General features: G+C 50.4%; 13 protein-coding genes, 1 pseudogene and 1 riboswitch. Of the genes and pseudogenes, 8 read left to right on the plus strand and 6 right to left on the minus strand.

Annotated elements, in window-relative coordinates; all coding sequences use genetic code 11:
- Positions 1-123: 123 nt before the first annotated feature.
- The 3 genes from ydgH (at position 124) to folM (ending at position 3,398) form a co-directional block, all read left to right on the plus strand.
- Positions 124-1,068 (plus strand): DUF1471 family protein YdgH, encoded by a 945-nt coding sequence (gene ydgH, locus FDX19_RS00845; RefSeq protein ID WP_005121175.1) that lies wholly within the window; start codon positions 124-126, stop codon positions 1,066-1,068.
- A gap of 187 nt (positions 1,069-1,255) precedes the next feature.
- Positions 1,256-2,638, plus strand: a complete 1,383-nt coding sequence (locus FDX19_RS00850; RefSeq protein ID WP_137381245.1) for an amino acid permease — start codon at positions 1,256-1,258, stop codon at positions 2,636-2,638.
- 37 nt (positions 2,639-2,675) lie between these two features.
- The gene (gene folM / locus FDX19_RS00855) at positions 2,676-3,398 is read left to right on the plus strand and encodes a dihydromonapterin reductase (RefSeq protein WP_137381246.1); all 723 of its coding nucleotides are present in this window, start codon (positions 2,676-2,678) and stop codon (positions 3,396-3,398) included.
- Here folM and FDX19_RS00860 read toward each other — a convergent pair.
- The gene (locus FDX19_RS00860) at positions 3,395-3,730 is read right to left on the minus strand and encodes a GlpM family protein (RefSeq protein ID WP_137381247.1); all 336 of its coding nucleotides are present in this window, start codon (positions 3,728-3,730) and stop codon (positions 3,395-3,397) included. The two genes, folM and FDX19_RS00860, sit on opposite strands and share 4 nt — an antisense overlap.
- Positions 3,731-3,856: 126 nt before the next feature.
- On the opposite strand from FDX19_RS00860, the gene rstA reads away from it, so the two are divergent.
- The gene (rstA, locus tag FDX19_RS00865; RefSeq protein ID WP_170974323.1) at positions 3,857-4,591 is read left to right on the plus strand and encodes a two-component system response regulator RstA; all 735 of its coding nucleotides are present in this window, start codon (positions 3,857-3,859) and stop codon (positions 4,589-4,591) included.
- Positions 4,592-4,674: 83 nt separating this feature from the next.
- Here rstA and FDX19_RS00870 read toward each other — a convergent pair whose 3' ends face one another.
- Both FDX19_RS00870 and FDX19_RS00875 read right to left on the minus strand, forming a co-directional pair.
- On the minus strand, positions 4,675-5,703 hold the full coding sequence (locus FDX19_RS00870; RefSeq protein WP_137381249.1) for a HoxN/HupN/NixA family nickel/cobalt transporter: 1,029 nt from the start codon (positions 5,701-5,703) through the stop codon (positions 4,675-4,677).
- Positions 5,704-5,824: 121 nt separating this feature from the next.
- On the minus strand, positions 5,825-6,667 hold the full coding sequence (locus FDX19_RS00875; RefSeq protein WP_137381250.1) for an aminoglycoside phosphotransferase family protein: 843 nt from the start codon (positions 6,665-6,667) through the stop codon (positions 5,825-5,827).
- Between the two features lie 64 nt (positions 6,668-6,731).
- Positions 6,732-6,793: riboswitch (Fluoride riboswitch) on the plus strand.
- An 87-nt stretch (positions 6,794-6,880) separates the two neighbouring features.
- Between FDX19_RS00875 and FDX19_RS00880 the strand changes: the two are divergent.
- Positions 6,881-7,261: pseudogene (locus FDX19_RS00880) on the plus strand (chloride channel protein); the annotation flags it as partial.
- 141 nt (positions 7,262-7,402) lie between these two features.
- Here FDX19_RS00880 and FDX19_RS00885 read toward each other — a convergent pair.
- Both FDX19_RS00885 and FDX19_RS00890 read right to left on the minus strand, forming a co-directional pair.
- Positions 7,403-7,648: a hypothetical protein gene (locus FDX19_RS00885; RefSeq protein WP_137381251.1), complete on the minus strand. Its 246-nt coding sequence runs from the start codon at positions 7,646-7,648 to the stop codon at positions 7,403-7,405.
- Between the two features lie 10 nt (positions 7,649-7,658).
- Positions 7,659-8,138, minus strand: coding sequence for an outer membrane beta-barrel protein (locus FDX19_RS00890; RefSeq protein ID WP_249357506.1), 480 nt, complete (start codon positions 8,136-8,138; stop codon positions 7,659-7,661).
- A gap of 258 nt (positions 8,139-8,396) precedes the next feature.
- On the opposite strand from FDX19_RS00890, the gene FDX19_RS00895 reads away from it, so the two are divergent.
- From FDX19_RS00895 to tus, 3 genes are all read left to right on the plus strand, one after another.
- A complete protein-coding gene (locus tag FDX19_RS00895; RefSeq protein WP_137381253.1) occupies positions 8,397-9,188 on the plus strand; it encodes a PhzF family phenazine biosynthesis protein in 792 nt (263 codons plus the stop codon).
- Positions 9,189-9,870: 682 nt separating this feature from the next.
- Positions 9,871-11,172, plus strand: a complete 1,302-nt coding sequence (gene rstB / locus FDX19_RS00900; RefSeq protein WP_137381254.1) for a two-component system sensor histidine kinase RstB — start codon at positions 9,871-9,873, stop codon at positions 11,170-11,172.
- Positions 11,173-11,245: 73 nt separating this feature from the next.
- Positions 11,246-12,175, plus strand: a complete 930-nt coding sequence (gene tus, locus FDX19_RS00905) for a DNA replication terminus site-binding protein (RefSeq protein WP_137381255.1) — start codon at positions 11,246-11,248, stop codon at positions 12,173-12,175.
- On the opposite strand, the gene fumC is transcribed toward tus, so the two are convergent.
- The gene (fumC, locus tag FDX19_RS00910; protein ID WP_137381256.1) at positions 12,172-13,575 is read right to left on the minus strand and encodes a class II fumarate hydratase; all 1,404 of its coding nucleotides are present in this window, start codon (positions 13,573-13,575) and stop codon (positions 12,172-12,174) included. The genes tus and fumC overlap by 4 nt on opposite strands.
- Positions 13,576-13,607 lie beyond the last annotated feature (32 nt).

The raw sequence follows: 13,607 nt of genomic DNA on the forward strand, positions 1-13,607 counted from the left end.
ATGGGTGGCACGATGAGTGAAAAATCACGCAGACACTGACACAATTTAAATGCAATAATCAGCCACGTTTCTAGTCAATAACAATACCAGTACCTGGTTTGCGCAAGGCGAAGGATTATTTTTATGAAGCTTAAGAACACTCTCCTGGCGTCCGCTCTTCTTTCTGCGACTGCTTTTTCTGTAAATGCAGCGACAGAATTGACGCCGGAGCAAGCAGCTGCCCTGAAACCCTATGACCGCATTGTGGTTACCGGTCGTTTTAATGCTATCGGTGATGCGGTAGACGCCGTATCCCGTCGTGCAGATAAAGACGGTGCAGCCTCCTTTTATGTTGTTGATACCTCAGATTTTGGCAGTGGCGGTAACTGGCGCGTCGTCGCCGATATCTATAAAGCCGACGCTGAAAAAGCAGAAGTCACCAAAAATCGCGTCATCAACGGCGTTATGGAATTACCGAAAGACCAGGCCGTTCTGATTGAACCTTTCGATACCGTTACGGTTCAGGGGTTCTACCGCAGCCAGCCTGAAGTAAATGATGCCATCACCAAAGTGGCGAAAGAAAAAGGGGCTTACTCTTTCTATATCGTACGCCAGGTTGATGCCAACCAGGGTGGTAACCAACGTATTACCGCATTCATCTACAAAGAAGATGCGAAAAAACGTGTTGTTCAAAGCCCTGATGCGATCCCTGCTGATTCCGATGCCGGACGGGCCGCGTTAGCAGCCGGTGGCGAAGCCGCGAAGAAAGTTGAAATTCCGGGCGTGGCAACAACCGCGTCGCCGAGTGCCGAAGTAGGTCGTTTCTTCGAAACGCAGTCAACTAAAGGCGGACGTTACACTGTCACCCTGCCTGACGGTACCAAAGTTGAAGAGCTGAACAAAGCTACCGCCGCGATGATGGTGCCGTTCGACAGCATCAAGTTCACCGGTAACTATGGCAACATGACCGAAGTCTCTTACCAGGTTGCTAAACGCGCAGCGAAAAAAGGGGCCAAGTACTACCACATCACCCGCCAGTGGTCGGAACGTGGTAACAACATGACCATCAGCGCCGATCTGTATAAGTAACAGACAATAGTAATAATAAAAGGCGGCTTTATGCCGCCTTTAGCATTTTTAGTCACAAATCTGCCTGTCCCCATTGCATGCGCTGCCTTCTCTCCGTAAAATCCCGCGCCTTGAGTCGCTTTCACCATTTTTATGCGATTTGCCAAAATAATTATTCTCTCACTCTCGTTTTTGTAACTGGATACAAATGGAAAAGAAATTGGGTCTGAGCGCACTGACAGCGCTGGTTCTAAGCTCAATGCTTGGCGCTGGTGTTTTCAGCCTGCCACAAAATATGGCTGCGGTAGCCAGCCCGGCAGCGTTATTGATTGGTTGGGCGATTACGGGTGCGGGGATCCTGCTGCTCGCGTTTGCCATGCTTATCCTGACACGTATCCGCCCGGAACTGGATGGTGGTATCTTTACCTACGCACGCGAAGGCTTCGGCGAACTGGTCGGTTTTTGCTCCGCGTGGGGATATTGGCTGTGTGCCGTTATCGCTAACGTTTCCTATCTGGTTATCGTCTTTTCCGCTCTTAGCTTCTTTACCGATACACCTGCGTTGCGTCTGTTTGGCGACGGGAATACCTGGCAGTCTATTGTTGGCGCCTCGGTACTGCTGTGGATCGTGCATTTTCTGGTGTTACGTGGCGTACAGACAGCCGCCAGCATTAATCTGGTGGCGACGCTGGCGAAGCTACTGCCGCTCGGCCTGTTTATCGTGCTGGCATTCATGTTATTTAAGCTCGACACCTTCAGCCTCGACTTTACCGGTGTGAAACTGGGTGTTCCTGTCTGGGAGCAAGTTAAAAACACCATGCTTATCACCCTGTGGGTGTTTATCGGTGTCGAAGGCGCTGTCGTGGTTTCCGCACGGGCGAGGAACAAACGCGATGTCGGACGCGCAACGTTGCTGGCAGTACTTGCCGCGCTTGGCGTCTACCTGTTGGTAACCCTGCTTTCTCTTGGCGTAGTCGCACGCCCGGAACTGGCTGAAATCCGCAACCCATCCATGGCTGGTCTGATGGTTAAAATGATGGGGCCATGGGGCGAAATCATTATCGCCGCGGGTTTGATTGTCTCTGTCTGCGGCGCCTATTTGAGCTGGACGATTATGGCGGCGGAAGTCCCGTTTCTGGCATCCACGCACAAAGCATTCCCGCGTATTTTTGCCCGTCAGAATGCGCAAGGTGCGCCATCTGCATCACTGTGGTTGACTAACATCTGCGTACAGGTCTGTCTGGTGCTGATCTGGCTCACAGGTTCTGACTACAATACGCTGCTGACTATTGCCTCAGAGATGATTCTGGTGCCCTATTTCCTCGTCGGCGCATTTTTGCTGAAAATAGCAACCCGTCCAATTCATCAGGCTGTTGGTGTCGGTGCATGCATTTATGGCTTATGGTTACTGTACGCGTCAGGTCCGATGCACCTGCTGTTGTCCGTGGTGCTGTATGCTCCGGGTTTGCTGGTTTTCCTTTATGCCCGCAAAACTCACGCGCATGACAACGTATTAAAACGCCAGGAAATGGCTTTGATCGGCCTGCTTCTTGTAGCAGCTGTTCCAGCGACCTGGATGCTGATGGGTTAAATAGTTGACCCATCGTTTGCGACTCATGGAGAACTCGATGGGTAAAAAGCCCGCTTTGCCAATACTTATCACCGGAGGGGGCCGTCGCATCGGTCTCGCCATCGCGTGGCATTTTCTGAATCAAAAGCAGCCGGTTATCGTCAGCTACCGGACACACTACCCGGCGATAGATGGCCTGCAAGAGGCGGGTGCACAGTGTATTCAGGCTGACTTCGCGACCGACGAAGGTGTACTCGCTTTTGCCAATGAAGTGAAAGCCCGTACCGAAGGTTTACGCGCTATTGTGCATAATGCCAGCGCCTGGGTTGCCGAAAAACCGGGGCTGCCGCTTTCTGAGGTGCTGTCCAGTATGATGCAGATCCACGTGAATACCCCTTACCTGCTTAATCACGCGCTGGAAGGCCTGCTGCGCGGACATGGACATGCGGCCAGCGATATTATCCATTTTACTGATTACGTCGTCGAACGCGGCAGCGACAAGCATATTGCGTATGCTGCCAGTAAAGCGGCGCTGGATAATATGACCCGCTCATTCGCCCGCAAACTGGCCCCGGAAGTGAAAGTTAACGCAATCGCCCCCTCGCTAATCCTGTTTAACGAAGGTGACGATGCAGACTATCGCCAGCAGGCGCTGAATAAATCGTTGATGAAAACAGCGCCCGGTGAAAAAGAAGTCATTGATTTAATAGACTACCTATTTACCAGCTGCTTTGTTACCGGCCGCAGTTTTGCCGTTGATGGTGGTCGTCACCTGCGCTAGTGCAGTTTTATCCAACAAAAGATCAGCAACCACGCGCTCAGGCTCCAGCAAACTACCGAGCCAATGAGCGCGACGGGTAAACGCATAAAACCGGTGAAATACCACAGTGAAATGAGGTAGACAAAATAGGGAATAATCGACCACATGCTGAATACGATGGTTGTACGTAATGCATCTATTCCCCGCTCGCTGGCCACAATATAGTGCGCTATAAGCGCAAAGGTCGGGAACAGTGGAATTAACCCCGCAATATAGTAATTCTTTGTTTTAGCCAGTAAACCAATCAACACCACTACCAGCGCACCCAGCGCCGCTTTGACTACGAGCCCCATCGTTTTGCCTTAACACATCAATAACATCAGCCTCTAGCATAACGGAAGCGTTCTCGTTTAGAAAAGATTAATGGAAGGAAAAACGATGGCGGTGTATGTTGGCGTTTTATATTCAAAATGAATGATATGAACACCATCGTATTTGTTGAAGATGATCCCGAAGTAGGTTCGCTGATTGCGGCCTATCTGGCCCGGCATGATATTGAGGTTATCGTTGAACCTCGTGGTGATTTGGCCGAAGAGAAAATCCTGCAAGTGCAACCCGATCTGGTGTTGTTAGATATTATGCTTCCAGGTAAAGACGGTATGACTATTTGCCGTGATTTGCGTGGGCGCTGGCAAGGTCCAATTGTCCTGCTGACTTCGCTGGACAGTGACATGAACCATATTCTGGCCCTCGAAATGGGTGCCTGCGACTATATCCTGAAAACCACACCACCGGCGGTGCTGCTGGCTCGCCTGCGCCTGCACTTACGCCAGAATGAACATTCAGCCCAGGCTAAAGGGATTCAGGCGGCCACCATCACCCCGCACACCACACTGCGTTTTGGCGCACTGACCATTGACCCAACGAATCGGTCTGTGCTGCTCGGCGGTGAACAAGTCGCCCTCTCTACGGCGGATTTTGAGTTACTTTGGGAACTGGCAACCCATGCCGGGCAGATTATGGATCGCGATGCCTTACTGAAAAACCTGCGCGGCGTAAGTTACGACGGTATGGACCGCAGTGTCGATGTCGCAATCTCCCGACTACGCAAAAAACTGCTCGATAACGCGACTGAACCCTATCGAATCAAAACGGTACGTAACAAAGGTTATCTGTTCGCTCCGCATGCCTGGGACGACGAACCTCAGAAATAGCCCACCGGATGAACCACATAACCAATCGCGTGGATGCCATCAACGTGACAGTGTAACGTTGATGGAGAATCGATTTTTCTACCTCAACCGAACGTCAGACCGTCATATTTTTTCCAGCGGTAGTTCAATGCGGAAATAATCCAACAGGCAATAAAGACACCAATAATGGCAAACCCGACGTTGCCCATGTGGTCACTTAAGTTACTGACCGTGTCCCACAGCCCGCCCTGTAGCGAAAAAGCATCAGACAGCAGGCTCAACCCCTCCAGTCCGCCGATAAACAGCGCCACAATCACTGAGGTTCCGGTAATGGTCATATTGTAGTACAGCTTACGCTGTGGCTTATTGAATGCCCAACCGTAAGCCTCAACCATCAGAATACTGTCGAGACAATCAATCAGCGCCATACCGCAGGTAAACAGCGCCGGGAAGACTAAAATGGACCAGACAGACATCCCGTTGGAGGCGCTTGAAGCCGATATGCCCAACAACGAGATTTCAGTCGCGGTGTCAAAGCCCAGGCCAAATAAGAAACCAACAAAATACATGTGCCAGTCTTTCCCAACCAACCTGAAGGCTGAGCGGAATAGCCAACTCAGCGGACCTGAAACCGTGACATCTTCGGTGGAGAGATCATAAATACCGGTGCGTTTCAGATGACGGAACGCTTTCCAGACCTGGCAGAAAATGATGAGGTTGATGGTAGCCAAAATCAGCAGAAATGCGGCAGAAACGGTGGTGCCGATAATGCCACCAATATTCTGAAACCATACCATATGCTGCTTAAACACGCTGGTGGTCAGAGCAATACCCATACTTGCCAGCACGACGATGGTGGAGTGTCCCAGAGAAAACCATGCCCCCGTCGTCAATGCGCGTTTGTTTTGCTGCATGAGCTTTCGCGTCGCACTATCTATGGCCGCAATATGATCGGCATCGACTGCATGACGCAAACCATAACACCACGCGATCAGGCTCAGTGCCAGAAGTGACGTATTATGCCTAAACGCGGTGAATGCCCAGAGCCAGGCGACTATGTTTGCTCCGATGAGAAAAACCACCAGCAATATGAGGTTTGGCCGTTTTTTTATTAATGAAAACAACGAAGTCATTATTTCCGGCCCACTCGTTTTGTAATAAACAACACAACATCACCGCCGTTCACTGATAGATTAATAAAACGTTTATCAGCCTAATGATAACGTTTAAGAATTACCAGCCCAGTGTCTTAGATCAAAGTTGCCTGCTCTCTTCGTCCAGTTCAGCAATCGCTAGCTCCGCGACACGCAAGGTTATCGCCGCATTTTCCCCATCCTCCAGAAACCATGCAGAAGATAAACCACACCATGCGGCTATCCACATCAGCAGTCGCTGTCGTTCAATCCCGGTTATCTCAGCGACAAGTTGCACACGTTGCTTAAAAATATTTGGGTCTGTCGCGATAGCAACGCCGGGATCGGCAAGGTCAGGATTCGTGAATATATTGGCGTAATCAAACCCTCGCTCACCCAATAGCCCCTTGGGATCAATTGCCAGCCAGCCTGCCGGGCCAAAATCGAGGACATTGCCGTGGTGTAAGTCACCATGCAATACGACCTCATCCTGAGGTGAAGAGAACAACTCGTTTGCAATCTCTGCACAGCGCGTCATGACTCCACCATAGATTTTCGCCGCAGGAGCAAGATGGCGAAACCAGTGCCGCAGCGGCGTTAATACCGGTGTCGACGCATTGGCTGGTCGATGGAGTTGTCGGGCAGTATTGCAAAGAATACGGCATGCCCGCGCATCCTCCCCCGTTCGGGACATCGCGGATAACGAATCCGCTCCTGTTGCGCGGACTAGCAGGGTCGCGCCATGATCATGAGCTATCACTTGCGCCGCACCGCTGCCATTCCACCACACCATAAGCTCACCGCCAGTACGCTCATTTTCATCATCGGTGAGCTTAAGCATGGCTTTCCGCCCCTCCTTGATTGTGGTAACGGGTAATAGCGCTGATGTTCGCGTCATAACCGGATTGCCGTCAGGAATGAGCGCCCATTGGCGAAGCCAGGTTTGAAACATGCATTTTTCCACTGTGTTCCCTCATGTTAGCCAGGCGTCTACGCTCTTTTGCTGAATCGATTCTTGTATTAATATAGCGCACACAGGGGATGGCATTCCCCCTTGAACCGCCATGTGGCTAATGATGCCTGCTTTATATTCCCGGACCGGGAAGAGGCAGGTGTACGTATTTTTAGCCATGCTGCGCTGTGTGTCCGGGATGAAAATTCATCTGAGGATGCGTCAATGCGCTCAAATCACTTTCTGCTCAATAATTCAATAACTGCACTCGGGCAATGGCTTGCCCTGGCTTTGCTCATCGCCGTACTAACCGGCACAGCTTCTGCATTATTCCTGTTTTCTCTTGATTGGGCCACCACGACCCGAGTCAACCACCATTGGCTTATCTGGTTACTTCCTGTCACCGGCTTCATTGTAGGATGGATTTATCTGTTGTACGGAAGCGCCGTTGAGGGTGGCAATAACCTCGTTCTTGATGAAATCCACCATCCTCACAGCATCATCCGCCTTCGCATGGCGCCGCTGGTCTTTATCAGCACCGTGATTTCTCATCTGTTTGGTGCCTCAGTCGGGCGTGAAGGAACGGCTGTACAAATGGGGGTTGCCCAATAAGGCGCAGGCTTTGTCGTTATCTCTCAGTCGACAAAGCCGCGCCCAGAAATAATGCCAACGTCATCCCACCTGCCGTGAACCGCTGGCATTATAATTAATCATCGTTTTCATAACCCAATAGCTTTCCTAACTTCCCTACCTTTTCTTTTTATGTTTATTGTTTCCCATGCCTTCTCTGAAAGCATCAGCCTGGGTTTCCGCTGCACGCTCGGTTGCGTAGTTAGCATTCACCGAACGCCAGTATTCTTTTTCCTCATGGTAGCAAGTATCACGACTTACGCCTGTTGCTACGCATCTGTCTACTCGTTGTTGTTCAGTCACGCAGCCGGATAGCAAGGATATAGCGGAGGTGAATAAAACCATCATCATTAACTTTTTCAAAATAGATACCTTAGAATTTCCAGCCCGCGCCCAGAACCACACTATTAGCCTGTGACCTAAAGATCTTAGAACCTTCATAGCCCGCATCGATAGTGAAACCTGCAATGGGGGTTAACTGAATACCCGCTCCATATGCAAAGCCAGTAGATGTATCTGTATCACCATCAGCCTTTATTGCTCCCCTTGCGATACCCGCCAATACGTAAGGTTTGAGGACATCGTTTATGCGATAACTTGCCCCCACCAGAGCAGAACCATATCCACGGTCAATATCGTTTTCATTGTCAGCGGAAATAGTGAGCGAGGAGATGACACCCAAATCACTTTCATCGGGCGTGTATCCATACTTCGCATTAAAACCACTAAGGCTTTTTCCTGCTGTTTTGGTATGAACATAACCGCCGGTAATCACATTTTCACCTGCCAGAACAGATGCAGACAATGCCAATACCACAATGAACAAACCACTGTTGAAATTTAACAATCCCATTACCATTCCTATCATCAATAAGTAACAAAGCAAAATAATCAACTGAATTTATAATCACATAGCAAAAGTATATTAGGGCAATTTTCCAGCATTCAGAATTATCAAGAAGTAGTATTTCAAATGAAATTTTACATTAAATAAAAATCATAGCGGGTAGCGAAATAGAAAATAATTCAGGTAGATAAAGAATTCTAAATACCGGATTAACATGGCGTGCTAGAGTGCGATTTCCGCCAGAACTGATGAGAGGTTTACGCTATGCAGCAAATTGATTTTTTTATGATAGATGCTTTTACCACTACCACGTTTGGCGGAAACGCTGCCGCAGTATGCCCGCTCACAGAATGGTTGCCTGATGAGACACTATTAAAAATGTCAAAGCAGCATAACCAGTCGGAAACCGCTTTTTTCGTCCCGATTCAGAAAGGTTTTGAATTACGCTGGTTTACGACTCAGGGCGAAATCAACCTCTGTGGCCATGCCACACTTGCTGCGGCACATGTCATCTTTGAACACCTTAATTACCCGAACACCATTATTCATTTTGAAACCCGATTTGTCGGCGCACTGACGGTAAGCCGCAATGGCAAATGGCTGACACTTGATTTTCCTGCATGGGAAACTGAATCTATTGTACCGCCGGCATTACTACTGCAAACGTTAGGTATCACGGAATACAAAGAAGTACGCATGGCGCGTGATTATATGGTCGTGATGGACAATCAGCAGCAAGTTGAAGCGGTTAAACCGGACATTAATGCCATGATCCCTCTCGGGAAAATGGTTTGCATAACCGCGCCGGGTGAAGGTGAATACGACTTTGTTAGCCGTTTCTTCTGCCCTGGAGAGGCTGTAGCAGAAGACCCAGTCACCGGCTCAGCGCACACGATGCTCATCCCTTACTGGGCCAGGCAGCTAAACAAAATGCAGATGCTGGCGCACCAGGGATTCGAACGCGGCGGAGAATTACGCTGCCAGCTCGTGGGCGACCGTGTGTATATAGGCGGACAGGCAACGACCTATATGATTGGAAAGGTGTTTCTGCGCTAGTACCGCGCTAAGTTGCGCCCACGAAGAACTTACAACTGCAAGCAGACGGATGTAAACAGCCGTATCGGTCGGTATGAGTCAAAACAGGGAATACGTTTGGTATCGCCGTTTACAGAAGATGGGATAATGACAGCGTTACATTCGATGGAGAATCTTGAGGCTTTATTCGACACACTCGAATAATGGCCTCTGGCCTGTCTCATTTATCAAGCTGTTCGTTTATTTTCATCACAACCAATCAAAATCAAAAAAATTAACCCACTTCTGCTTTTAAATTTTTTAAAGAGGGTCAGTGTTGTTATTTCAGGTCTATATAACCTTATCAGTCAACTCAAAAATAAGTCGCCTGATTGTCGGTGAAAATACCCATATTTATATAAGTGGTTTCGTTTTTGTGTCGGTGCAGGGTATCGTTGTTGTATAAACGAACTGTTTCCGCGTATGCAGGCCTATTGAGTTGTTGCTCTTGCGTTGAGTTAGGCCCATTAAATGACGATCCTGTACAGGCGCCCGGTCGCTCATAAGAATGCAGAAATGGTTTATACCGTGTAATCTGCCAGGATAAGTGCGTTGATGGTGGTCGGATTGATATTCCCCCGTGCGTCAGTGGATACAGTGATACCGTCCACCTGCTTCGGGGGCAACTGCACTTTAGCTAACCTATTGAGTGTTCGGTGATTTTATGAAAAAGCTGTTTGTGCAGTTTTATCTCTTGTTGTTTGTCTGTTTTCTGGTGATGACCCTGCTGGTTGGCCTGGTGTACAAATTCACCGCTGAACGTGCGGGCAGACAGTCGCTCGACGATTTGATGAAAAGCTCGCTGTATCTGATGCGCAGCGAATTACGCGAAATCCCACCGCGTGACTGGGGGAAAACCCTGAAAGAGATGGATTTAAATCTGTCTTTTGATCTGCGCGTAGAACCGTTGAATAAATACCATCTGGATGCTTCCACCATGCAACGCTTACGGGAAGGCGATATCGTTGCACTCGACGATCAGTACACCTTTATTCAACGAATCCCGCGCAGCCACTATGTTCTTGCCGTCGGCCCGGTACCTTATCTCTATTTCCTGCACCAGATGCGCTTGCTGGACGTCGCGCTGATGGCCTTCATTGCTATTTCATTGGCCTTCCCTGTGCTGATCTGGATGCGCCCACACTGGCAAGAGATGCTCAGACTGGAGGCCGCTGCGCAGCGTTTTGGTGAAGGGCATCTTAATGAGCGGTTGCACTTTGACAGCGGCTCAAGCTTTGAGCGTCTGGGCGTGGCGTTTAACCAAATGGCAGACAATATCAATGCCCTGATTGCCAGTAAAAAACAACTGATTGACGGCATTGCCCATGAGCTTCGCACGCCGCTGGTGCGATTGCGTTACCGCCTGGAGATGAGCGATAACCTTACCGAGCAGGAATCGCAGGCGCTAAACCGCGATATTGGTCAACTGGAAGCGTTAATTGAAGAATTGCTCACCTATGCGCGTCTGGATCGGCCGCAAAATGAGCTAAAACTCAGTGTTCCTGACCTGCCCGTGTGGCTAACAACCCATCTGGAAGATGTACAAAGCGTCAATCCTGATCGTGCGGTACGCCTGCGCCATCTTCAGATCGGAGACTACGGCGCACTGGATATGCGTTTGATGGAGCGTGTGCTGGATAATTTGTTAAACAACGCTCTGCGTTACTGCCAGTCCACGGTTCAAGCCAGCCTGCAACTCAATGGGCGTCAGGCAACGCTGATCGTCGAAGATGATGGACCTGGCATCGCACCAGCTGCGCGCGAGCAAATTTTTGAACCGTTTGTACGTCTGGACCCCAGCCGTGACCGGGCGACAGGTGGCTGCGGACTTGGCCTCGCCATCGTCCACTCCATCGCTCTGGCTATGGGCGGTACGGTGGTCTGTGATGAAAGTGAACTGGGTGGCGCCCGCTTCACCTTCAGTTGGCCTGTCTGGCATAACATACCTGAATTTTCAGCTGCCTGACCTACCCTGCTCGGTGGTCAGGCTGAGCGTCTTGTGCTATAAAAAAGTATGTTGTAACTAAAATGGTAAACCTATGGCTCGCTACGATCTCGTTGAACGCTTAAACGGAACCTTTCGCCAAATGGAACAAGAACTGGCACACCTCACCGGGCAATTGCAACAGCAGACGCTGCTGATTGCTCGCGTGTTCTCTTTGCCGGAAGTGGTGAAAGAGGCAGAACACGCGCCACTGGAAACCATCGACGTTAAACAGCACCTGGGTAAAGAGGCGGAAAGCCTGGCACTACGCCACTATCGCCACCTGTTTATTCAACAGCAGTCCGAGAATCGCAGTAGCAAAGCGGCTGTCCGCCTGCCGGGGGTACTCTGCTATCAGGTGGATACCGCCACTCAAGTCGTGCTGGAAGAGCAAATACAACGTATTAATCAGCTTAAAACCACCTTTGAGCGCATTGTCACCGTCGAGTCTGGTCTGCCATCAGCCGCGCGTTTTGAATGGGTGCACCGCCACCTACCGGGGCTGATTACGTTGAACGCGTATCGGACGCTAACGGTTGTCAGAGAACCGGCTACCCTGCGATTTGGCTGGGCCAACAAGCACATTATTAAGAACCTGACGCGTGATGAGGTGCTGCAACAACTGGAAAAGAGCCTGACATCACCGCGCAGCGTGCATCCGTGGACACGCGAAGAGTGGCAGGCCAGGCTTGAGCGCGAATACCAGGACATCGCTGCCCTGCCACAACAGGCAAAATTAAAAATCAAACGCCCGGTCAAAGTACAGCCCATCGCCCGTGTCTGGTACAAAGGGCAGCAAAAACAGGTGCAATATGCCTGCCCGACGCCATTAATTGCGCTAATAAATAACGAAAATGGCATGACGGTGCCGGATATCGGAGGATTACTGAACTACGATGCTGACAATGTTCAGCATCGTTTTAAACCTCAAGCGCAACCGTTAAGACTGATTATCCCACGGCTGCACCTGTATGTAGCGGATTAACGACCCGGTCGCATGCTACCGACCATCAGTTCCGGGCGGACCCAACTGTCGAATTCGGCCTCGGTTAAATATCCCAGCGTCAGGGCTGACGCTTTTAAAGTCAGTCCTTCTTTATGCGCCTTTTTAGCAATCTCAGCCGCTTTATCGTAGCCAATATGGGTGTTTAGCGCGGTTACCAGCATCAGTGACTCGTTGAGCAACTGATCAATGCGTTCACGATTTGGCTCGATCCCTGTCGCACAGTGCTCGTTGAAGCTTTCCATACCATCAGCTAACAGGCGAACCGATTGCAGGAAGTTATGGATAACCATCGGGCGGTAGACGTTCAGTTCAAAATTCCCTGACGCCCCGCCGATATTAACGGCAACATCGTTACCCATGACCTGACAGCACAGCATAGTCAGGGCTTCACATTGTGTCGGGTTGACCTTGCCCGGCATGATGGAACTGCCCGGTTCATTTTCAGGAATAGAAATTTCGCCAATGCCGCAGCGCGGACCGGATGCCAGCCAGCGTACATCATTGGCGATTTTCATCAACGATGCGGCCAGGCCTTTGAGCGCACCGTGGGCATGTACCAGTGCATCACAGGTGGCTAGCGCTTCGAATTTATTCGGCGCGGTGACAAAAGGTGCAGAGGTCAACGCCGCCAGTTCATCCGCAACCCGCTCGGCATATTCCGGGTGGGTGTTCAGCCCGGTCCCTACTGCCGTACCGCCCAACGCCAGTTCAGCAACGTGCGGCAGACTATGTTCGATATGCTTCAGGTTATGTTCCAGCATTGCCACCCAGCCGGAGATTTCCTGGCCCAGCGTCAGTGGCGTCGCATCCTGTAAATGGGTTCTGCCGATTTTGACAATGTCGGCGAAGGCATGCGATTTTTCACGTAATGTGGTGGTCAGCACCTTCAGCTGTGGGATCAGATGTTCACGCAGAGCCAACAGCGCGGCGACATGCATTGCCGTGGGAAAAACATCATTTGAACTTTGGCTTTTATTGACGTCATCGTTCGGATGTATTTTTCGCTCCATCCCCCGCACGCCGCCCAACAATTCGCTGGCCCGGTTTGCCAGCACCTCATTCATATTCATATTGCTTTGCGTGCCGGAGCCGGTCTGCCAGATAGCCAGCGGAAACTCATCACGATGTTTGTCTGCCAGCACCTCGTCTGCAGCCTGCATGATGGCGGAGGCTTTCTCCGCAGCCAGCAACCCCAAATCCTGGTTAACCTTCGCAGCGGCCCGCTTAGTCAGCGCCAGCGCGTGGATCAGCGAGACCGGCATTTTCTCTGTTGAAATGCGAAAATGCTCCAGCGATCGTTGAGTTTGCGCGCCCCAGAGTTTATCGGCCGGAACATCGATCGCACCCATTGAATCATTCTCGCGGCGTACCGTTACCATTACCTGCTCCTTATATTAACAATTGATTAGGT

The sequence above is a fragment of the Citrobacter sp. wls619 genome, assembly GCF_005281345.1.
Classification (GTDB): domain Bacteria; phylum Pseudomonadota; class Gammaproteobacteria; order Enterobacterales; family Enterobacteriaceae; genus Citrobacter.

Coding starts and splice junctions, on each gene's coding strand:
- FDX19_RS00890 (WP_249357506.1), bottom strand. CDS start 8,138: ATGGGATTGTTAAATTTCAACAGTGGTTTGTTCATTGTGGTATTGGCA.
- fumC (WP_137381256.1), bottom strand. CDS start 13,575: ATGGTAACGGTACGCCGCGAGAATGATTCAATGGGTGCGATCGATGTT.
- ydgH (WP_005121175.1), top strand. CDS start 124: ATGAAGCTTAAGAACACTCTCCTGGCGTCCGCTCTTCTTTCTGCGACT.
- folM (WP_137381246.1), top strand. CDS start 2,676: ATGGGTAAAAAGCCCGCTTTGCCAATACTTATCACCGGAGGGGGCCGT.
- rstB (WP_137381254.1), top strand. CDS start 9,871: ATGAAAAAGCTGTTTGTGCAGTTTTATCTCTTGTTGTTTGTCTGTTTT.
- FDX19_RS00895 (WP_137381253.1), top strand. CDS start 8,397: ATGCAGCAAATTGATTTTTTTATGATAGATGCTTTTACCACTACCACG.
- rstA (WP_170974323.1), top strand. CDS start 3,857: ATGAACACCATCGTATTTGTTGAAGATGATCCCGAAGTAGGTTCGCTG.
- FDX19_RS00850 (WP_137381245.1), top strand. CDS start 1,256: ATGGAAAAGAAATTGGGTCTGAGCGCACTGACAGCGCTGGTTCTAAGC.
- tus (WP_137381255.1), top strand. CDS start 11,246: ATGGCTCGCTACGATCTCGTTGAACGCTTAAACGGAACCTTTCGCCAA.
- FDX19_RS00860 (WP_137381247.1), bottom strand. CDS start 3,730: ATGGGGCTCGTAGTCAAAGCGGCGCTGGGTGCGCTGGTAGTGGTGTTG.
- FDX19_RS00870 (WP_137381249.1), bottom strand. CDS start 5,703: ATGACTTCGTTGTTTTCATTAATAAAAAAACGGCCAAACCTCATATTG.